This is a genomic window from Halomonas sp. GFAJ-1 (assembly GCA_002966495.1).
GTDB lineage: Bacteria > Pseudomonadota > Gammaproteobacteria > Pseudomonadales > Halomonadaceae > Vreelandella.
In genome coordinates this window covers 3,062,098-3,083,862 of record CP016490.1, presented here as the reverse complement: position 1 = coordinate 3,083,862, position 21,765 = coordinate 3,062,098, and the positions used below count along the sequence as shown (strand labels likewise).

Genomic DNA, 21,765 nt, shown 5'->3' with positions numbered 1-21,765 from the left:
AAGCGATATGGTTTTCACAGGAGTGGTGAGTTAATGAACAGGGCCCGAAAAAACGCAGGTAGTTATTTGATGGCTGTCGTAATGGCATGCTCAATTCCTGCCGTATGGGCTGAGGAGCAGGCGCATTTTGACCCGCAGCACCATGAGCGTACCCAGCAATTGGTCGATGAACTGGTAGCCGAAGGGTTGCCAGAAGCTTGGCTGATCGAAACATTTAACCAAGCCAATTATAGCCAGGGCGTGCTGGATGCTATGGAGGGTGCGGCTGAGCGCCGCTTAAGCTGGCATGAGTATCGGGAAATATTCATGACCGATCAGCGAATCGAAGAAGGCGCTGCTTTTATCCAGGAACATGCGGATACGCTCGCCCGTGCTGAAGAGATATATGGGGTTCCCCGTGAGGTTGTTACCGCTATTATTGGCGTGGAAACCTACTATGGGCGCCATAAAGGTCGCCACCGGGTACTCGATTCGCTGGCAACGTTGGCATTTCATCACCCGGTGCGTGGCGATTTTTTCCGCGGTGAGCTGGCTGCATTCTTACAGATTGCTCATGAGCAGGGTGTTGAACCCACAGCGCTATATGGCTCCTATGCGGGAGCCATGGGCTATCCGCAATTTATCCCTACTAGTTACCAAGCCTATGCCGTTGATTTCGACGACGACGGTATTCGTGACCTATGGGAAAATCCTGTCGATGCGATTGGCAGCGTGGCCAATTATTTCGCGGTGCATGGTTGGCAACGTGACGGCACTATTTATCACGAAGCGAGTGGGCCCACGTCACCGCCAGAGACACTAAGCTTTAATCAAACGCGTTCGCCCGCAGTTACCGTGGCGGATGTAGTAGAAGCAGGGATTGAGCCTGAGGTGGCGCTCGAACCAACGCTTCCCGCCGTACCCTTGATGCTGGAGTTCGCCGACGGCAGTATCCGCTACCGGTTGGGTGAGTACAATTTCTATGTCATTACCCGATACAACCATAGCCATCTCTATGCAATGGCGGTGGCAGAGTTATCTGAAGCCATTGGGCGGCAGGTAGAGGACCAAGGATGAAAACAGTGTTGACAGATGTCCGGGGCGTGGCTGGTGCTGTCACTATCGTGGCCCTAATGAGTGGCTGCGCTAGTCAAGAAACCCAGCGAACCAGTGGTGATACGGATCGGCCTTCGAGTGCTTCCACATCGAGTAGCACTGTTGCAACGAGCGGTTCCAGCGGTGCTGGTACTAGCGGTGGTCGCTACGCGATGTCAGGTGATGCTTATCCGCTTGAGCCACCGGATGTAAGCAAAGTGCCGGATGCCGAGCCGCGCATTGAACCTTTATCGCGCGCGGGAAATCGCCCTACCTATGAGGTGTGGGGTGAAACCTACCGTGTATTGCCTGATTCTAAAGGGTATGCGCGGCAGGGCACGGCCTCCTGGTACGGCGAAAAATTTCATGGTTACGCCACGTCTAACGGTGAAATTTACGACATGTATAAAATGACGGCTGCCCACCGTTCTTTGCCGTTGCCAACCTTTGCCCGCGTTACCAGTTTAGATAATGGTGAGTCAGTGATTGTGCGGGTGAATGATCGTGGGCCTTTCCATAGTGACCGTGAAATTGATCTTTCTTACGCGGCGGCGGCACGTTTAGGGTTTTTAGAAAATGGAACAGGACCGGTTCGCGTCGAAGCGCTTGACCCAGCGCAATGGCTTGCGGAGCGGGGCAGAGGTGGCAGTGCATCAGAACCAAAACCGACAACCGCTCAATCTGCTACCGCTTCAGGTGCTTTAGCATCTACAGCAGCAGCGCCCCAGCAACAAGCTGCCTCTCAAGCACAAGCGGCTAGTGGTCAAGAAGCGGGTGCTGCGGTGTATCTGCAAATTGCCGCGCTGGGAACTGCCGAAGGTGCCGAGCAGCTGCAGCGGCGTCTGCAGGGTGAGCTTGCACATTCAGTACGCGTAATGAGTGATGCAGACGTTCACCGTGTGCAGGTCGGGCCAGTAATGCCTGCCCAAGAGACACAAGCCCGAGAGGCATTGCGCCACGCAGGTTTCCCGCAAGTGTTTGTCGTGAGATAAGTCGCCCTTTTATTTATCCTTAATGGCGTGTCTCATCACGTCCATTCTCTATGTAAGTGAGAAGTTAGTAATGAATATAGTAATGTCGTTTCGTCGTTCAGCCCAGCTCTGCTTGTTTGCAGCAATGACGGTGGTAGCGTTACCTGCCTCGGCCCAGCCCGTTCCTCAGCCGCAGACAATTATTCCAGCTGCGCCACAGCTTGCGGCAAGCTCGTGGATACTGATGGATGCTCATAGCGGGCGTGTGCTTGCTGAGCATAACTCTGATGAGCGTTTGCCCCCGGCGAGTCTCACTAAGCTGATGACGGCTTACCTAGTCGAGCGTGAGTTGGATCGCGGCACCATTAGCCTCACCGATATGGTTAACATCAGCGAAAGGGCATGGCGCACCGGCGGCTCCAAAATGTTTATTGAAGTGGGCGATCGTGTCTCAGTCGATGATCTGTTGCATGGCATAGTTATTGTTTCAGGCAACGATGCCAGTGTCGCTATTGCCGAGCACTTGGCTGGGGGGGAAGCACCCTTTGCGGATTTAATGAACCAGCATGCCACGCGTTTAGGCATGAATAATACAAACTTTCAAAATGCCACCGGGCTGCCGGGTGACAATCACTACTCAACCGCTCGTGATATGGCGCTGCTTTCTCAATACATCATCAATGATTACCCTGAGCACTATGCGATTTACTCCCAGCGCACTTTCTCCTTTAGCGGCATCGACCAACCTAATCGCAACCGGCTGCTTTGGCGCGACCCCACGGTTGATGGCTTGAAAACCGGCTGGACAACTGAGGCTGGTTACGGCTTGGTAGCCTCAGCCAAGCGTGATGATATGCGTCTAATATCTGTTGTGATGGGTACAAGTTCTGAGGAGGCGCGCGCTCAAGAGACGCAGAAACTGCTCAGCTACGGCTTTCGCTTCTATGAAACCATGAAGCTCTATGAACGAGGCGCTGTTCTTGCGACGCCGCGGGTGTGGGGTGGCGAAATGAACGAACTACGGGTTGGAGTTAACGAAGAAGTATTCATGACGCTACCGCGCAATCGCAATGAAGAGCTTCGCGCGCGCCTTAATCTTAAGCAAGACCTGCAAGCGCCCGTTGCTGTAGGCGATGAAGTAGGTACCTTAGAAGTGTATCTTGGCGAGGATATGGTTGGTGAGCGTCAACTGGTTGCCCTTGAAAATGTTGAAGAGGGTGGGTTGTTTAAGCGATTGTTTGATCAGGTAAGGCGCTTTTTCAGCGGCTTGGTCAGCAACTTCACCGGCTAATGCCGTACGCTTTTCACTCGTTAACGGTACTTTCACTAGAGGGCTAGGGGCGCGGCTTATGGGCTTGGCTCCTAGTGACTCGTTCTCTTATTTGGTAATTGAAGGCAGCTTATGAAAAAGGATGCAAAAAAAGGGCTTCGCGACTTGCGGCAGCCTGCCGCGCCCCCAACTCCTAAAATTACCTTTCCTTGTGATTACTCGCTGAAAGTGGTGGGCGACGCTGCTGAAGACTTTGCAGCCTGTGTGTGCCAAGTAATCCATAGGCACGCGCCTGGTTTTGATGAAAGTCTCATTCAGGTGGTGGATAGTCGCAACGGTCGTTTTCAGTCGGTGCGCATTGTGATTAAGGCAACGGGCGAACAACAGCTTAGTCAGTTGTTTGACGCTTTAAAAGCCACTGGCCGCGTGCACATGGTGGTATAGCAATGAACGCCCCCATTGAGCTTCACCTTCTTGGCCGCAGCGCGTACTTGCCCGTGTGGGAATCAATGCGTGCGCTGACTGATACGCGAGGCGAAGCAACTCCCGATCAGTTTTGGCTCGTCGAGCATGACCCTGTTTTTACCCAAGGGCAGGCAGGTAAACCTGAGCATTTATTAATGCCGGGTGATATTCCTGTGGTGCAAACTGACCGTGGCGGCCAGGTCACTTACCACGGCCCTGGTCAGGTAGTGCTCTATCCGCTGTTAGATATTCGACGAAACAAGATTGGTGTGCGTGATTTGGTTACCGCCCTTGAAAATGCAGTGATTCACGTACTCAGCACGTATGGGGTTAGTGCTCGCGCCAGGCCAGATGCACCGGGCGTATATGTGGATACTGCGCAAGGAGAGGCAAAAATCGCCTCGCTAGGGTTACGTATTAGGCGGGGGGCAAGCTATCACGGTGTGGCGCTCAATGTAGATGCGGATTTATCACCGTTTGCGCGTATCAATCCCTGCGGGTATGCCGGCATGCCGGTAACCCGTTTAGCCGATCTGGTCGCAATCAAGCCTGATCATCAAGTAGTGGGGGAGCAGCTAGCGTTTGCGTTAGCCGCAGAGCTAAAGCGTGAGCTAGTAACCTTCGCATAACTGTAGTGCCAAAAAATACCGACGGTATGTATTTAGGGGTTTGCCGCTGTAAATTTGCCGCTGTAAATAGGAGAGGGTACCTCTACGCATACCCTCAGCATATGCATTTACAGCGGCATAGGCGTGTTACCCTACGTTCAAAGCAGGAATACGGCTGGTATCCGTTTCTTGGCCTGGCACGGCTGCAGGTGACGCAAGACCAAGATTGTTTTTCTCAAACACGCGGTCAGCACGATAGCTAGAGCGCACCAAGGGCCCTGAGGGGACTTCCATAAAGCCTTTTTCTAGCCCCTGCACGCGGTAGCGGTCGAACTCTTCTGGGGTTACCCAGCGCTCTACAGCAAGGTGGTTTTTGGTTGGGCGCAGGTATTGGCCAAGAGTTACGATATCAACGCCAATCTCACGTAGGTCGTCGAAAGTCTGTAAGATCTCTTCGTCAGTTTCGCCGAGTCCTAACATTAAGCTGGTTTTAGTGATGACATCGGGACGATACTTCTTGGCATGCGCCAAAGCGTCGAGTGTTTTGCGATAGCCAGCGCGTGGGTCCCGTACCTTTTGGGTTAAGCGTTCTACCGTTTCAACATTCTGAGCAAACACCTCCAGCCCGGAATCCACTACCCGTTCAATAGCGTCTTTTTGACCATCAAAATCGGGGGTTAGCGCTTCAACAACAACCTCTGGCGTACGCGCCTTAATAGCGCGAATACAGTTGGCATAATGTGTCGCGCCACCGTCGTCTAAATCGTCGCGATCGACGGAGGTAAGCACGATATAGCGAAGCCCCATTAGTTCAACAGACTTGGCTGTGTTTTCAGGCTCTTCGGTGTCCAGCCAACCTTTAGGGTTGCCAGTATCTACTGCACAAAAACGGCATGCGCGGGTACATACGGAGCCCATCAGCATAATAGTCGCGGTACCGTTGCTCCAGCATTCACCCATATTGGGGCAATGCGATTCGGCGCACACGGTGCTAAGGCGGTGAGTAGCGACATTTTTCTTAACCGCTTCAAACCGTTCACCACCAGGAATCTGAGCGCGTAACCACTTAGGCTTTCGCTCAAGAGAAGGGGCATCCGCCTGCGCTTTGCGCTGCTTCATGCCGTCTTTGATCACCGTCATGCCGTGTTCATTGCGGAATTTTTCACCGCTGGGCACACGTTGTGAGGGGTTATTGCTCATAGAAAAGAGCCTCTCGACTGTGCGGCAGGCCAGCATCACTCCGCGTTAAAACTGACCAAGCCCTGAGTACGCTAAATCATACGTAGGTAGTAGGGTAATGTAACATATCTCATAGAGAACAAGACACTCTGAGTACGTTGCGTGGGCTGCCTAAACAGGCAGCATAGGCAGACAAGAAACACCGTGACTGGGTAATGGGCTGGAGGGCGTTTGAAAGTAGCGCCGATACTCGTCTAGATGCTCCCGGGTAAAGCGTAAAAAAAGCTCCGCAACCGGCGTGGGAAAATGGTCACGTCGGTGAACGGCGCACCAAGAGCGGCGGATAGGAAAGTTGGGTAATGTCAGCGATGCAAGTAGCCCCTGCTCAAGCTCTAGTTGTACTGCTAAGCGAGGGAGTACCGCAATGCCCAAGTGCGCCATGACGCCCTGCTTGATCGCCTCGTTGGTTCCTAATTCAATGCGATGAGGAAGGCCCACTTCTTGGTTGGCTGCCAGCTGTTCAAAGGCATTGCGCACTCCTGAGCCGGGTTCGCGCATTAAGAGGTAATGGCGGGCAAAATCAGCTAGAGAGGGCGCAGGGGCGTTTAGTAGCGGGTGTTGAGGCCATACGACGGCGATTAATTCGTTATCTAAAATAGGCATAACGACCAAGCCGTCGTCGTCCGGCACCATTGCCATAATCACTACGTCGTCTTTCTGCTGCGCTAGTCTTTCAAGCGCTTGGCTGCGATTGCACACTTTCAAGCGTATTCGAACGTCTGGATAGCGCGCACGAAAACGAGCAAGCAGGTAAGGCACTACATATTGGGCGGATGAAACGGCCGCGATATTAAGTTCGCCGCTAATTTTGCCGTTAATGTCCGAGAGGTTCATCTGAAGCCGAGAAAGTTGACCAATGATCTCTCGGGTAGAGAGCGCCAACGTGTCTGCTGCGGGCAGTACATGGAGAGTTTTGCCCGCATATTTAAATAGCGGTTGGCCTACGGCTTGCTCAAGCTGGCGGATTTGGGCGCTGACAGCGGGTTGGGTAAGCCCGAGCTGTTCTGCCGCGCGGGAATAAGAGCGCTGGCGATGCACTTCCTGAAATACTTGAAGTTGACGAAAGGTCAGGCGGTTTAGCAGCGTAGGGGACGACATAAAACAACCTCTCGGTAATACCCTCCAGCGATAGTGAACGCTGTAACTATAAGTTGCTCTGTAGCTCTATTATTGTGCACTGGTAGTAATGTGCTGTAGCCGTAAATGGCGCAGTAGGAAGTGCTTATAAAGGCATTTCTTCATGAAAGACAGCGTTTTAAAGCTTGCGCTAATTAGACGATGCTACCACTGAAGTAGTCAGCCGTCTTCAGCGCTATGTCGTAAGAATTGATCAAGGGAAGCATCGACGTCACGCGAAGAGTAGCCTAAACTATATTGCATTGCAGCATCATTGCTTCGGGATTGATGCCCCGCATCACTCCAACGGGAGGATCTATGAACTTTCTCGCTAACCCTTTACTACCTGACCAAGGGCTCAGTAGTGCTTGGTCAGGCATTGCCAATGATTTAACAGCGCTACCCGGCGGGGAAGCCCTTGCCAGCGTTATCGACCCTTTTGGGTTCGGGCGTTCTGCCATGTCGTACTGGCGTGATAGCTTAGAACGTAACATTCTCTATTGGGATGCGATGCGCGAACGCGGCAACCAATACCTTGAACATATGGAGCAGACCAAGCCCAATGTGCTGGGTTTTGAAACCGAAGTATTGCTCGATGGGCGCACGCTGCCCCATCCGACGAACTACGAACTGCTGAGAGTTCTTCCCCCCGCCAATACAGACATTGATCCCAAGAAGCGGCCCTTTGTGGTGGTTGACCCCCGTGCAGGGCACGGCCCTGGCATTGGCGGCTTTAAACCCGATAGCGAGCTGGGGGTAGCCTTAAAGGCTGGCCATCCTTGTTATTTCATTGGTTTTTTACCGTTCCCTGAGCCGGGTCAAACCGTCGAAGACGTGGTTGAAGCAGAAGTGGCCTTTTTGCGCCATGTTATCGCGTTACATCCTGATACGTTTGAAAAGCCGATGGTGGTCGGCAACTGCCAGGCAGGGTGGCAAATTATGATGGCTGCCGCGTTAGAACCCGACGTCTTTGGCCCCATCTTAATAGCGGGTGCTCCGCTCTCTTATTGGGCGGGCGAGCATGGCAAAGCACCCATGCGCTATACCGGCGGCATGACAGGGGGGAGCTGGATTACCGAGTTAACCAGCGATTTAGGTAACGGTCTGTTTGATGGCGCTTGGTTGGTGCAAAACTTTGAGCGTCTCAATCCGGCTAATACATACTGGAAAAAACAGTTTCATCTCTACTCAAACATCGATACTGAAAAAGAGCGGTATCTAGAATTTGAACGCTGGTGGGGCGGCCACGTGGTTTTGGGTGGTGAAGAAATCCAGTACATCGTTGATAACCTCTTTGTCGGAAACCGCCTTTCCACCGCGCAGTTAGTCACCCGGGATGGGCGCCGTATTGACTTGCGCAATGTCCGCTCACCGGTTGTGGTGTTTTGCTCACGGGGCGATGATATTACGCCGCCGCCTCAAGCGCTTGGCTGGATTCGGGATCTATACGAAGGCGAAGAAGACATCATTGCCAACGAGCAGACCATTGTGTACTGCCTGCACGATACGACGGGGCACCTTGGGATCTTTGTTTCCGGCAGTGTGTCACGTAAGGAGCATTCAGAGTTTACGGCGAACATGGACTATATCGATGTAATGCCCCCGGGGCTTTACGAAACGACGGTATCCCATGCTAGTGAGCGCGATGATGCCGAGCTGATCGAGCGAGATTATCTGCTAGAGTTTACCGCGCGTAACTTTGAAGAGTTAGACCGCGATGTGATGCATAAGCCCGAAGATGATCGGCGTTTCGCGACCGTTGCGCGTATTTCTGAGATAAATCTCGGTTTTTATCGTCTCTTTATGCAGCCTTGGTTGCGTGCGGTGATGACGCCGGAAGCGGCGCGCTGGACGCGCCGTATGCACCCCATTCGCCTAGGTTATAAGTTGCTTTCTGACCGCAACCCATTAACGGTGCCGCTACCGGTGATGGCAGAAACCGTACGCCGCAATCGTCAGGAGATAGGCCAGGATAATTTCTTCAAAGCACTGGAATCGATGGCGTCTGACCAAATTACTGCGGGGCTTAATGCTTGGCGCGACCTGCGCGACAGCTCTACTGAGCGCATGTTTATGGACATCTATGGACAGCCTCTCTTGCAGGCGGCGGTTGGTTTGCATGGGGATGCTCATGTGCATCGCCGTCGTCCTGGTGCTGAGCCAGAGCACCGTCGCTTTATTGAGAACCGCAAAAATGAGCTGCGCGAAAAGTTCTCCCATGGCGGTACTCATGAGGCTGCTATGCGCTCGATCATTTACGTGCTGGGAGGTGCAACGGCGACTGATGAACGTAACTTTAAACGACTACGCGCTTCTCGCGCCGAGCTTGAGCCGACAGCCTCGCTAAGCGATTTCAAGCACTTGGTGCGTGAACAGTTCTTTTTGCTGAAAATGGATCGGGAACAGGCACTCAATACGCTACCTGACCTACTAAAAGGGCAGAGTAATGAGGAAATTGATAGCCAAGTAGAGCACCTAGAGCATGTTTTAGCAGCCAGTGGGGAGCTGTCTGAGCACGCCACTGAGCGCTTTAGTCAGGTAAAGGCTCTGTTTGATAAGGCGCGTCCGGCTAAGCCTAAATCTGCCGTGGCTAAACAGGCGGCTACGCCTGCGGCGATTGAGAAAGCACCTCAGAAAGCTGCCCCTGAGAACGCAGCCTCTGAAAACGCAGCTAAAGCAGAGGTAAAACCAGCTAGCCATAGCGCTAAAGAAACCTCTGAAACGGCTGGTAAAGCCGCGAGTGAAAGTCCCGCTGCCACTCCTGCAAAGGCTGCAGCGACTACGACGGCTGATAAAAAGCAGGCGGCGACGCCTAGTGATAATGCCGAGGGAGAAAAGCCAAAACCTGCCGCAGTGGCGCGACGCAAAACACCGCGTAAGCGTTAAACAAAGGCTTGGTAACGTATACGCCCCTGCTAAAAAGCAGGGGCGTTTTATTTGTTTGCGCTTATTTTGGGTTGCCGTCCTTGTGACGGCAGTCTAGTGTCTAGCTACTTTGTGATAAAAACTTATGGGGCCTCAGCATGGTTCTGGTCACATTCAGTGTGGCGCCCTTCGTCGTGGTTGCCACTGGCGCTTAAGTAAGTGCTGGGGTAGGGTAGGCGCATTTTTCACGCAGTCGCTAATGTTAATTGATGCGGCGCCGTATTCAGAGCATGGGCTAGGTAGCCTAAGCAATAGGAAAGTGGAGCACTATGGGTAAGTCACTGGTCATCGTCGAATCGCCAGCGAAAGCGAAGACGATAAATAAGTACCTCGGCAACGATTTCATCGTCAAGTCGAGCGTGGGTCATATACGTGACCTACCGACCAGCGGCTCAGGTAAGGCAGCCTCCGATCCCAAGGAGCGCGCTCGCCAGGCCGCGGCAACGCGTAAGATGTCCGTGGAAGAGAAGGCAGAGTATAAGAAGCGCAAGGCCCAGGACCAACTTATACGGCGTATGGGTATCGATCCTGGTAATGGATGGGAAGCCCACTACGAAGTGTTACCCGGTAAAGAGAAAGTGGTTGCCGAGCTAAAAAAATTAGCCGAAAAGGCTGATGCTGTTTATCTCGCAACGGATTTGGACCGCGAAGGTGAAGCCATTGCCTGGCACCTGCGCGAGACCATCGGTGGTGATGAAAGCCGTTACAAGCGCGTTGTATTTAACGAGATTACCAAGAACGCTATCCAGGATGCGTTTAAGGCACCTGGGGTGCTCAATATTCCACGGGTTGAGGCTCAGCAGGCGCGCCGCTTCCTAGATCGCGTCGTAGGTTTCATGCTCTCTCCGTTGCTGTGGGCCAAAATTGCCCGTGGCCTTTCGGCCGGTCGCGTACAATCAGTCGCCGTTCGCCTGATCGTGGAGCGTGAGCGTGAAATTCGTGCCTTCATTCCTGAAGAGTTTTGGGATGTGCATGCCGATCTGGTTTCGCCGGACGGTGAGCTGGTGCGGTTTGTGTTGGCGCGTCAGGATGGCAAGGCATTTCGACCAACCTCGCAGAAAGACACCCTTGATCGCATTGAGAAACTGCGCAAGGCGAAGCTTGCCATCACCTCCCGTGAAGATAAGCCCACGAGCTCCAAGCCCACGGCGCCGTTCATCACTTCGACGCTTCAGCAAGCCGCTAGTGGTCGGTTAGGGTTTTCAGTTAAAAAGACCATGACCATGGCTCAGCGCCTTTACGAGGCGGGCTACATCACCTATATGCGTACGGACTCCACAAATCTCTCCAAAGATGCGGTGGAGGGGGTGCGGGCTTTTATTGGCGATGAGTACGGTGAGCGCTACTTGCCGGAAGCACCTAACCGTTACAGTAGTAAAGAGAGCGCCCAAGAGGCCCACGAGGCGATCCGGCCTTCTAGCGTTGAGCGTAAAGCGTCTGACTTAGCGGGAATGGAACGCGACGCTGAACGTCTTTACGAACTTATTTGGCGCCAGTTTGTGGCGTGTCAAATGACCCCGGCTGAATACCTATCTAGCACGCTAAGTGTTGAAGTAGAAGGTTACGATCTGCGTGCCAAAGGGCGTGTGCTTAAGTTTGATGGCTATACCCGAGTTATGAAGCCCAGTGGTAAAAACGAAGATCAAAGCCTGCCAGATTTGCCCAAAGGCACGCCCATGGGCCTTGAAAAGCTTGACCCTCAGCAGCATTTTACTAAGCCTGCCCCGCGTTATACGGAAGCAAGTTTGGTAAAAGAGTTGGAGAAACAGGGGATTGGCCGGCCTTCTACCTATGCATCTATTATTTCCACGATTCAGGATCGTGGTTATGTGAAGCTAGAAAATCGTCGTTTTTATGCTGAAAAACTGGGCGATATCGTTACCGAGCGTTTGAAAGAGTCCTTCCCTGACTTGATGGATTACTCTTTTACGGCGCGTATGGAAGATAGCCTAGATGAGGTGGCTGAAGGTGAGCGTAACTGGCAAGCGTTGCTAGATGCTTTTTACGAAGAGTTTCGTGGAGAGTTAAGCAAAGCTGAAAGCGAAGATGGTATGCGCCCCAACCAGCCGGTGCCTACAGATATCGACTGCCCGAGCTGTGGTCGTAAAATGCAGATCCGCACGGCATCAACCGGGGTGTTCCTTGGCTGTAGTGGCTACAACTTGCCTCCTAAAGAGCGCTGTAAAACGACTATTGATCTGATTCCGGGCGAAGAGGCAGTTGCCGAAGATGCCGGTGAAGAAGCAGAAACCAATGCCCTGCGTGCCAAACATCGTTGCGAGAAGTGTGGCACGGCAATGGATAACTACCTAATTGATGAAACCCGTAAACTGCATATTTGTGGTAACAGTCCCGATTGCGATGGGTACGATATTGAGACAGGTAAGTTCAAGATAAAAGGGTATGACGGGCCCATCATTGAGTGCGATAAATGCGGCTCGGAAATGCAGCTGAAGTCTGGGCGTTTTGGTAAGTACTTCGGCTGTACAAATAGCGAGTGTAAAAATACACGTAAGTTATTGAAAAGTGGTGAAGTGGCGCCGCCTAAGATGGATCCAATTCCAATGCCAGAGCTGGCCTGTCAAAAAGTGGATGACCACTACGTACTGCGTGACGGCGCCAGTGGCTTATTCCTTGCGGCTAGCAAGTTTCCTAAAAACCGGGAAACGCGCCCGCCCTTGGTGGAGGAGTTAAAGTCCCACGCCGAGGAACTGCCGGAGAAGTACCACTTTATTCTCAAGGCGCCTAGTAAAGATCCAGACGGACGCCCAGCGCAAATTCGTTTCTCGCGTAAAAATAAAGAGCAGTTTGTGATGACTGACGAGGAAGGAAAGGCGACTGGCTGGAAAGCGACCTATGAAGCCGGTAAATGGCATGTGGAGGACAAGCGTAAGTGAGCCCTCGGTCTCGTACGAATCAACTGCTTTATCAAGCAGAGCTGCTAGTGGGTTTGCCCGCCGGGGATGATGAGCATGCCCCCGTTCGGCAAATGGCGATTGAAGAGAGCGCCTTGGCGCTCTTTGAGCTGGCGCTTAATGCCATGCTCAGAGAGGTTTGCGAGCATGCGCGGCTGGAGACCCATGCTTGGCAGCAGCTGCTCGCCAGTGACGGCCCAGCCATTGCTGAGCTTCAGCGCCTGCGTGACCTTATCAGCCAGCCGGATAGCTGGCTATGTTGGTTAACGGTTCAACTTGAACGGCTGCATAGCAGTGAAGGGGCTGCCAAGCGGCGTGTAGATAACCCTTCAATGATTGCCGTCGCCAGTCAGGCCTCTTTCTCAGAGCAGTTACTCACCCATATAGCCGCAGCGAAACAGGAAATAGCGGCGCTACGTGAAACCAGCCAAGAGTGGTAGAGAGTAGTCGAGGGAATAAGAGAGTAGTAGAGAGTAGTGCAGAGAATGAGAGAGTGGCGAAACTATTACAAACCACTAAACTCTAAGCAGTACGTTAAAAATCAATAAGTTCAATTCACCGATGATGAGATGACGCGGGAGGATGACACGGATGCGCTACAACCAGGTCAAGGATTTAATCGAGTGGGCGGCAGGCTACCATGCGCGCATGGCGCGCCAGTACACAGAGGCTGCTGAGCAGGCTGATAATCAGCGTCTGGCGATGGCGTTAACCTATCTCGCCTCTAGTGAGTTAAAAATGAAGACCGGGCTGGAAGCACTTTTTAATGACGGCAGCGACCAGCGTGAAGTGCTAGAACTCTGGTTTGACGAGTCCGGTGACTTCCCTCAGCCCCCCTTGTTAGAGGCACTTGCTGAACGCTCGGTAGCAGGCTCAATTGATGAAATAATGGCAACGGCAGAAGAGTCTCATCGCAGTTTGCAGGCTCTTTACGAGCATCGTGCGTCACGGTCAAAAATTGAGCCTGAAGAAGAGTTTTTTACAGCGTTAGCCGAAGGGCACAATGCTGAAGCTCGCAAGCTAGTAACTAGCATGCATGAGTTTGAAGATATCTAACAAGCGTTAAAAATGAGTTAAATTGGCTTGTTACCACAGAAAAAAATGGTTTTTGTGCGGCGAAATCGCTGACAGTGGTAGCGTTAATAAGGTATAAAAGCCCTCATAAATGCCTTATTTGGCCTGCCAAGCTGGCCCAAAGTGAGAGCCACAACGATGCCTTTAAACCGCCGCCGATTTTTGGCGCTAGCACTAAGCTGGCCAGTAGTCGCCAACGCAACCACTGTTAGCCCTGTGAGTGATTATCAGCCGACTGATCTGGTTGAGACGCTGCTTTCACGAGCCCATATTCCTCGCCACAGCAATGAGCTGTGGCTGCTGATTGACGATAAAGAGGCCTCGTTGAGCGTGTTTCGTGGCAATACGTTAATCGATCGTATTGCGCCAATTTCATTGGGTCGAGCAGGCGCAAAAACTCAGCGTGTGCGCGGCGATAACGTCACGCCGCTGGGTGAGTTCCGTATCAACCGTTTTAATTATCAAAGCCAGTGGCATATTTTCATAGGTATCGATTATCCTACGCCACCGCATGCTCGGATGGCACTTGAGAAAGGCATTTATTCTCAAGCTGATTATGAAGCTTATTTCGATTACTATCGGCGCCACGGATATCCGCCGCAAACCACCGCATTAGGTGGTGCTATTGGTATTCATGGTATTGGCGGAGGGGATCCGGATATTCATGGTCGCTACCACTGGACCCAAGGGTGCGTGGCAGTTACTAATGAAGAGATCGAGCGAGTGGCAGGGTTGGTAAGTGTTGGCACTCGCGTGGTGATCCGCTAGGCTTATGTCGTTGAAGGAAGTTCGAGGTTTTAAGCAAGTGGCTATAGACATCCGTTGTTGTCTATTATAAAACAGCGTTTGACTTGTGTGCCGAGTAGATTATTCTCGGTGCTAGTCGCTGTAAAGAACCTGCACCGCAGGTAGACAAATTTAAGCTAACACTTTAGTCTTATTTTTTGTCATACCTTTAATGTTGTACCCAAGGAAGACTCAAGGAGAACACTATGACTCTGAAAACTGCTCTTAAGATGACTGCCGCTGCCGCTTCTCTGGCAATCCTGGCTGGTTGTGCTTCTACCAGCGCACTGGAAGAAGTTCGCATGACTGCTGAATCTGCACAAGCTGATGCTGCAGAAGCACGCAGCATGGCTTCACAAGCTCTGAACACTGCTAACCAAGCTCAGCGCGACGCGCAAGCTGCTCTGCAGATGACTGAGCAAAACCGTGAAGAAATGAACCGCATGTTCCAGCGCTCCATGCAGAAGTAATTCTGCTTGGACTACTGAGCATCACTTTTGCTCAGTAGTTGCTGTAGATGTGAAAAAACCCCGCTTCGGCGGGGTTTTTTTATGTTCGTAATGCTATAGCCCTAGGCTTCGTCGCTAATGCGAACAGTCGTGCTCACTTCAACTTCCACTTCTTCAAGCAAGCCTTCTAGCTTAAGTGGTGTTTGCTCGGGTTCCTCTTCTGGCGCTTGCGGGCCGTAAAGCGCTATAAAGCGGCCATCCGGGTTTTCGATCGCATGTTTCACTTGCTCTTCGCTAACATCAACTTGATCTTGAACCAAGTCGTTGAGTCGCGCTAAAGCGTCCTGCAGCGGCTCAGAGTCATCAATATTCTCTTCAAGCTGCGGGAAGGTTTGCACGAATAACGTGCCGTCGTCCGCCCAGCCGGCCTTAAAAGGGGCGTCCATCAAGTTTACTTTAGTTCCGCTGGGGAGGCGCTCATAGAGTGATTCAATGTCTTCCGGATACATGCGAATGCAGCCGCGGCTAGCGCGCATACCCACGCCATCTGGGCGGTTAGTGCCATGAATGAGATAGCTAGGCATATCTAATAAAATGGCGTGACGGCCAAGGGGATTGTCTGGGCCAGGGGGGACGATGGTGGGGGCTGGTTCGCCGCGCTCAGCCGCTTCACGGCGCATTGATGCAGGGGGTGCCCAGGCGGGGTCTTTAACCTTTATCGTTGTGCGTGTAATGCCCACCGGGGTAGCAAAGCCGTCTCTGCCAACGCTAACAGGATAGGTTTCCACAATACCGGGGTTGTTGGCTGGGTAATAATAAAGACGCAGTTCCGAAAGGTTGATGACGACGCCTTCACGGGGCGCGGGTGGCAAGATGTATTGAGCAGGAATGACGATTTCTGTGCCTTTGCCTGGAACCCATAAGCTTACATCAGGGTTGGCCATGCGAATCTCTTCGAAGCCGATATTATGCCGACGAGCGATATCGATTAGGGTTTCTTCCTGATCCTCCACCGTGACAGTGTAATACTCACCAACGATGTCGCCTTTTTCGGGCAAGCGGAAGTGGCCGCGTGGAAGCTCACGGTGATCGGCTGCCTGCTCTGCACCAGCTACAGCTGCATCACTAACCACAGCTTGCCCCCTGGCCTGCTGCTCGCTTACAGGCTGGGCATAGGCCGGCCCAGTAAGGCTAGCCGCCAGCAGGACCGCTAAGCTGGTGGGGCCCCATAGGTTGAAAAGATGGCGAGTGTTCATGGTCGTTCCTAATAGTGAATGCAGTTGAGTAAAGGCACGTCAGGTGAAGCAAAGGTGTTATTGCCAGGGTGGAGCATCCTTATTTGCCAGAAGCGCGTTGGCTTATTGAAGCTTCCAATGTGCTTCTTAGGTATAAGTTTGCCCCAAGGATTACGTCGCCGCTACTTTTTGATTCAGCGTGGTCAACAGAGTTTCAACCTTTTCAAAACGCTGTTCGACTGATTCCATTGGGAATTCAAACCTTAAAGTGTCTGAGCCGTCTAAACGGTAGTGCTGTGGTGATTTTTGAATCAGCATCACTAATGTCAATGGGTCTACTTGTGTGGCGCTGTTAAATAGCACTCGGCCTTTACTCTCGCCCGCTTCGATGCGGGCCACGCCTAGCTGTTCGGCGCGTTGGCGAAGCTTGGTCTGCCGAATTAAGTTTTTCAGCGGGGCAGGGAGCAGGCCAAAGCGATCAATAAGCTCTACCTGAAGTTCTTTAAGTTCCGCGTCACTTTGAGTATTGGCAATACGCTTATACATGACTAGCCGCTGCTGTACGTCATGAATATAGTCATCGGGTATCAAGGCGGGTAAGTTGAGGCTGATTTCCACGCCGTTATTAAAGGGGGCGTCTATGTTAGGCGTTTTGCCCGCACGAATTGCTTTTACTGCACGGTCAAGCATTTCCATATACAGCGTGTAGCCTATGGTTTCCATCTGGCCGCTCTGCTCATCACCCAGTAGCTCGCCTGCGCCGCGGATCTCCATATCGTGGCTGGCTAGAGTAAAGCCAGCGCCTAGATCATCAGAGGCGCTGATAGCTTCAAGACGCTTAACAGCGTCCCGCGTCATAGCCTTAGGTGGCGGCGTTAGCAGATAGGCATAGGCCTGGTGGTGGCTGCGCCCTACGCGGCCGCGAAGCTGATGTAGCTGTGCAAGGCCGAACTTATCAGCACGCTCAATCAAAATAGTGTTGGCGCTGGGCACGTCAATGCCTGTTTCTATAATCGTTGAGCACACCAGCACGTTAAAGCGCCGATGGTAGAAATCTGACATAACCCGCTCAAGACTGCGTTCAGGCAGCTGGCCGTGTGCGACGGCTACGCGGGCTTCTGGTACCAGTTCTCGGATCTGCTCAGCGGCATTCTCGATAGTTTTAACTTCGTTGTGCAAAAAATAGACTTGGCCGCCGCGCAAGATTTCGCGCAAGAGCGCCTCTTTAATAATGCTGTTATCGCGTTGTTGCACAAAGGTTTTGACTGACAGGCGCCGGGCGGGTGGTGTGGCAATAATGGAGAGATCTCGAATGCCGCTCATTGCCATATTTAACGTGCGTGGAATGGGCGTGGCAGTAAGCGTCAAAATATCAATTTCCGCACGCAGCGTTTTGAGTTTTTCTTTTTGAGCAACCCCGAAGCGGTGCTCTTCATCAATAATTAATAGCCCTATTTTTGGCAGCTCAACGCTTTTTGAAAGCAGCTTATGAGTGCCAATCACAATATCAGTTTGACCCTCTTTGATGCTTTGCAGTGTTTGAGTCATCTCTTTACCCGCGGTAAAACGGGAGATCAGGCTTATATTGACCGCGGTATCGGCAAAGCGGTCGCGGAAGTTCTCAAAATGTTGGCGGGCAAGCAGCGTGGTGGGCACTAATACCACAACTTGTCTGCCAGACTGCACGGCCAGAAACGCTGCGCGCATGGCGACTTCGGTTTTGCCGAACCCCACATCACCACACACCACGCGGTCCATGGGCTGAGGGGAGGTCATGTCGCTGATCACCGCCTCAATTGCGGCTTGCTGGTCTGGGGTTTCTTCAAAGGGGAAGCTAGCCGAAAAGCGGGTGTACTCTTCAGCGGGAGCATCGTAAACCACGCCTTGCTGGGCTTCTCGCCGGGCATAAACATCAAGGAGCTCTGCGGCGGTGTCGCGAATTTTCTCGGCGGCTTTGCGGCGTGCTTTTTCCCACTGATCTGAGCCCAGCTTATGCAAGGGCGCCAGCTCGTCGTCTGCGCCGCTGTAGCGTGAAATTAGATGCAGGCTATCCACGGGCACGTAGAGTTTTGCCCCATCAGCATAATAGAGAGCGAGAAACTCATTAGCCTGACCGCCCGCCTCTAAGGTCTCAAGCCCCATATAGCGGCCGACGCCGTGGGCTTGGTGTACCACCGGCGCACCTTCCTTAAGCTCAGACAAGTGCCGAACCGCAAGCTCGTTATCATCGGTCGCTTTTTCCCGACGGCGGCTCTGGCGAACCACATCACCAAATAGCTCGGTTTCACTAATTACCGCTACATTGGGTTCAGTAAGCCACAGGCCGCTACCAACTTGGCTTTCGGTGATGCCCATCCCGTGTTGGCTGCCTAGGAAGGCGTGGAAGCTTTCCACGTGAGGCAGTTGTAAATGCAGCGGCGCTAGAATTTCTTCCAGTGCTTCTCTGCGCCCTCTGGATTCTGCAGCAAAAAGGATTCGCGTTTGGGGCTGGGCTTCCAGAAAATTGGCCAATGCGCTGAGCGGCTGTTTTGCCCGCGCATTAATCGCCAGGGTGGGCAGTGCTTGGGCGTCAGGGGTTAGCGCATGGCGATGCGTTTCATCTTCGGTTAACTCTATGCGTGGCCGCGCCTTGATCGCCGAGAAGACCTCACTAACGGGAAAGAATGCGCGATGTGGGGGTATTAACGGCCGGGTGGGGTCTACTCCAAGGTTGTCGTAGCGTGACTCAATCGCTTGCCAATGCTGCTCGGCGGCTTGAAATATGCCAGGTAGTAATGCGACGCGAGTGTCGTCAGTGACGTGTTCAAAAAGTGATGCGGTCTGTTCGAAAAATAGCGGCAGGTAGTGCTCTAGCCCGGGCGAGGGTATGGCTTTGAGAGCGTCGTTATAGAGCGGGCTTTGGCGCGGATCAACGTCGAATAGGGTTTCAAACTGCTCCCGAAAGCAGGCAATGGCGCTACGGCTTAACGAGTATTCGTGGGCAGGAAGAAGTTCAAGATGATCTAGTTTATCGGTAGAGCGCTGGTTGCCTGGGTCGAAATGACGCAGCGTATCAATTTCATCATCAAACAGGTCAATCCGGATAGGTTCATCCATGCCCATGGCAAAAAGGTCGATAATAGCGCCGCGCATAGCGTACTCACCCGGCTCATACACGGTCTCAACAGCGCGATAGCCTGCTCGGGAGAGTGACTCCCTGAACGTTTCACGATTGAGCTTGGCGCCTGTTTGCAAGGTCATCACCCGGCCAGCGATATATTCCACCGGCGGCAGGCGCTGCATTAACGTGTTGATAGGAACCAATACAATCCCGCGAACCCCGTCCTGGAGCTGTCGTAAGGTGCGTAGGCGGGCGGATATAATATCCTGATGGGGAGAAAAGCTGTCGTAAGGCAGCGTTTCCCAATCAGGGAAGGGGAGGACAGGCACGGTGCTGTAGAATGCTAGGTCTTGCTCCAGACGTTGGGCGCTAGCGGTGCTGGGTGTGATCACCAGTAGTGGGGCCTTAGACGCTACCTGGGCGAGTGCCAGGGCAGTCGCACTGCCCGGCGGCGCTGTGAGGTAAAGCGTGTCGCGAGTCCCGTGTGGCTGGGGTGGTTCGAGCAGAGAGAAAGAAGGCATAAGTAAGGTATCGTTTTGCGCTGAAACGGAATTTGGATCATACACGATCAATACTTCCAGTTAGAGTCCCCGCCGAGCAAGAGTGATGGGCGGCTCTGTTATGTTTCGTTGCCTCCATATCATTTGCGATTTGTAGTCAATGGACTCTTTCTGTAATACCCCTACATGCTGTGCGACTAACCTTTGATTGCTACTGAGCCTTAAGCCCAGGATAATGCACATTGGTTTTTTCTTTATGACCCTGTTTTCACTACTCAATGAGGCCGCACGTGAGTCAGCAAGCTCTCGAAAACGTTTTTCAGGATTGGCAAAACAACGAAGCCTTGGCAGAGCAGATGATCCCGCTTGTCGGGCAGCTTTACCGTCAGAACAACGTTGTTGCCACCATGTTCGGACGTTCGCTGATCAAACGGTCGGTTATTCGTATCCTTAAAGATCATCGCTTTGTGCGTAAGATCGAAGGCACTGAGCTATCAGTTGAAGATACGTTCCCCATCGTCAAGGCGATGAGCGAGCTGAATCTAGGTCCTGCCCACGTGGATGTGGGTAAGCTGGCCGTCAACTTTAAGCGCCAGAGTGGAAGCGATCTAAACGCCTTTCTGCGTGACGAGCTAAGTGAAATCATTGATGGCTACAAGCCAGGTGCTAGCACTGGTGAGCCTCAGGACGTGGTGCTGTATGGCTTTGGTCGTATCGGTCGCTTGCTGGCTCGTGTGCTGGTTGAAAAGGCTGGCGGTGGTAACTTGCTGCGCCTACGCGCGATTGTTGTACGTGGCCGTGGTGACGTAGCAAAAGATCTTGAAAAACGCGCTAGCCTGCTTCGCCGCGACTCCGTCCATGGGCCTTTTGAAGGTACTATTTCGATTGATGTTGAGGCGCGTACGCTTATCGTAAACGGTAATGTGGTACAGGTGATCTACGCCGATTCACCCAGTGAAATCGATTACACTGCTTATGATATTAATAACGCTGTCATCGTCGATAATACCGGCATTTGGCGCGATGAAGCAGGTCTTGGTCAGCACCTTGAGTGCAAAGGCGCAGCGAAAGCGTTGCTGACGGCGCCGGGTAAAGGTGATATTAAAAATATTGTCTTCGGTATTAACCACGGTTCTATCAGTGATGAAGACCGCATTGTTTCAGCCGCGTCTTGCACCACGAATGCCATTGTGCCCGTGCTGAAAGTGCTCAACGATGAGTACGGTGTGGTGAATGGTCACGTAGAAACGGTGCATGCCTACACCAACGATCAGAACCTAATCGACAACTACCATAAAGGCGACCGTCGTGGCCGTAGTGCGGCGCTTAACATGGTATTGACTGAGACGGGTGCTGCAAAAGCTGTTTCTAAAGCGCTGCCGGAGCTTGAGGGTAAGCTAACGGGTAACGCTATCCGTGTGCCAACACCCAACGTTTCCATGGCGATTTTGAACCTGACGCTAGATAAGGGCACCGACGCTGAGGCGCTCAACGACTATTTGCGCCGTATGTCGATTGACTCTGCCTACCAAAAGCAGATCGATTTTGTCGACTCGGCAGAAGTGGTTTCTTCTGATTTCGTTGGTAATCGCCATGCAGGCATTGTGGATGCCAAAGCGACCATCGCTAACGGTAATCATGCTGTCGTATACGTTTGGTACGACAATGAGTTTGGTTATAGCTGCCAGGTCATTCGTATTCTTCAGCAGATGTCGAATGTGCAGTTTTTGAAGCTGCCACGCCAAGTGGGCTAATTGCCCGCTTTGCTTAGCATAGGCGTTCTGCCTTGATAGCTAAGGATAGGGTGGTGTTTTGCCCGCTCTTCTAGCGCTTATTGTCAACGCCACCTTCGGGTGGCGTTTTCGTACCAGAAACAAACGCGCTGTAAAAGCATATAGCACCTTTGGAGGCCCTCAGGGATGTGGTCATTGGCCGCTCTTATCTTTATAATACGTTAGATTTTTCGGGGTGGTTCAAGCGTGCTTGGGCCTGACTGGTAACAATCTGAACAGAAAACAAGAATTCACTGAGCAGAAAA

General features: G+C 52.5%; 16 protein-coding genes. 12 read left to right on the top strand and 4 right to left on the bottom strand.

All coding sequences use genetic code 11. The features are described 5' to 3' along the window. Positions 1-33 precede the first annotated feature (33 nt). From BB497_13890 to BB497_13870, 5 genes are all read left to right on the top strand, one after another. Complete coding sequence (locus tag BB497_13890) at positions 34-1,056, top strand: lytic murein transglycosylase B (protein ID AVI63722.1); 1,023 nt, start codon at positions 34-36, stop codon at positions 1,054-1,056. Continuing rightward, on the top strand, positions 1,053-2,066 hold the full coding sequence (locus BB497_13885; protein ID AVI63721.1) for a hypothetical protein: 1,014 nt from the start codon (positions 1,053-1,055) through the stop codon (positions 2,064-2,066). Before BB497_13890 ends, BB497_13885 begins: the two co-directional genes overlap by 4 nt. A 70-nt stretch (positions 2,067-2,136) precedes the next feature. Further along, positions 2,137-3,336 carry a serine-type D-Ala-D-Ala carboxypeptidase gene (locus tag BB497_13880; GenBank protein ID AVI63720.1) on the top strand — a complete coding sequence of 400 codons (1,200 nt, stop codon included), beginning with the start codon at positions 2,137-2,139 and terminating at the stop codon, positions 3,334-3,336. A 111-nt stretch (positions 3,337-3,447) separates the two neighbouring features. Further along, complete coding sequence (locus BB497_13875) at positions 3,448-3,759, top strand: hypothetical protein (protein AVI63719.1); 312 nt, start codon at positions 3,448-3,450, stop codon at positions 3,757-3,759. A gap of 2 nt (positions 3,760-3,761) precedes the next feature. After that, positions 3,762-4,409, top strand: coding sequence for an octanoyltransferase (locus tag BB497_13870; GenBank protein AVI63718.1), 648 nt, complete (start codon positions 3,762-3,764; stop codon positions 4,407-4,409). A gap of 126 nt (positions 4,410-4,535) precedes the next feature. On the opposite strand, the gene BB497_13865 is transcribed toward BB497_13870, so the two are convergent. Both BB497_13865 and BB497_13860 read right to left on the bottom strand, forming a co-directional pair. Beyond that, positions 4,536-5,588 (bottom strand): lipoyl synthase, encoded by a 1,053-nt coding sequence (locus BB497_13865; GenBank protein AVI63717.1) that lies wholly within the window; start codon positions 5,586-5,588, stop codon positions 4,536-4,538. 150 nt (positions 5,589-5,738) lie between these two features. Continuing rightward, positions 5,739-6,725 carry a LysR family transcriptional regulator gene (locus BB497_13860; protein AVI63716.1) on the bottom strand — a complete coding sequence of 329 codons (987 nt, stop codon included), beginning with the start codon at positions 6,723-6,725 and terminating at the stop codon, positions 5,739-5,741. Positions 6,726-7,061: 336 nt separating this feature from the next. Here BB497_13860 and BB497_13855 point away from each other — a divergent pair, with 336 nt between their 5' ends. The 6 genes from BB497_13855 to BB497_13830 all read left to right on the top strand — a co-directional run bounded on the left by BB497_13855 (position 7,062) and on the right by BB497_13830 (position 14,913). Further along, a complete protein-coding gene (locus BB497_13855) occupies positions 7,062-9,629 on the top strand; it encodes a 3-hydroxyalkanoate synthetase (GenBank protein AVI63715.1) in 2,568 nt (855 codons plus the stop codon). Between the two features lie 308 nt (positions 9,630-9,937). After that, positions 9,938-12,565, top strand: coding sequence for a DNA topoisomerase I (locus BB497_13850; protein AVI63714.1), 2,628 nt, complete (start codon positions 9,938-9,940; stop codon positions 12,563-12,565). Next, positions 12,562-13,023 carry a hypothetical protein gene (locus BB497_13845; GenBank protein AVI63713.1) on the top strand — a complete coding sequence of 154 codons (462 nt, stop codon included), beginning with the start codon at positions 12,562-12,564 and terminating at the stop codon, positions 13,021-13,023. The genes BB497_13850 and BB497_13845 overlap by 4 nt, the downstream gene beginning before the upstream one ends. Positions 13,024-13,174: 151 nt before the next feature. After that, positions 13,175-13,639, top strand: a complete 465-nt coding sequence (locus BB497_13840; protein AVI63712.1) for a hypothetical protein — start codon at positions 13,175-13,177, stop codon at positions 13,637-13,639. Positions 13,640-13,795: 156 nt separating this feature from the next. Further along, the gene (locus BB497_13835; protein AVI63711.1) at positions 13,796-14,425 is read left to right on the top strand and encodes a hypothetical protein; all 630 of its coding nucleotides are present in this window, start codon (positions 13,796-13,798) and stop codon (positions 14,423-14,425) included. A 224-nt stretch (positions 14,426-14,649) separates the two neighbouring features. Next, complete coding sequence (locus tag BB497_13830) at positions 14,650-14,913, top strand: hypothetical protein (protein ID AVI63710.1); 264 nt, start codon at positions 14,650-14,652, stop codon at positions 14,911-14,913. 101 nt (positions 14,914-15,014) lie between these two features. On the opposite strand, the gene BB497_13825 is transcribed toward BB497_13830, so the two are convergent. Next, positions 15,015-16,148, bottom strand: coding sequence for a hypothetical protein (locus BB497_13825; protein AVI63709.1), 1,134 nt, complete (start codon positions 16,146-16,148; stop codon positions 15,015-15,017). Positions 16,149-16,298: 150 nt separating this feature from the next. Then, on the bottom strand, positions 16,299-19,793 hold the full coding sequence (locus tag BB497_13820) for a transcription-repair coupling factor (protein ID AVI63708.1): 3,495 nt from the start codon (positions 19,791-19,793) through the stop codon (positions 16,299-16,301). A gap of 224 nt (positions 19,794-20,017) precedes the next feature. Here BB497_13820 and BB497_13815 point away from each other — a divergent pair, with 224 nt between their 5' ends. After that, complete coding sequence (locus tag BB497_13815) at positions 20,018-21,481, top strand: type I glyceraldehyde-3-phosphate dehydrogenase (protein ID AVI63707.1); 1,464 nt, start codon at positions 20,018-20,020, stop codon at positions 21,479-21,481. Positions 21,482-21,765: the final 284 nt, after the last annotated feature.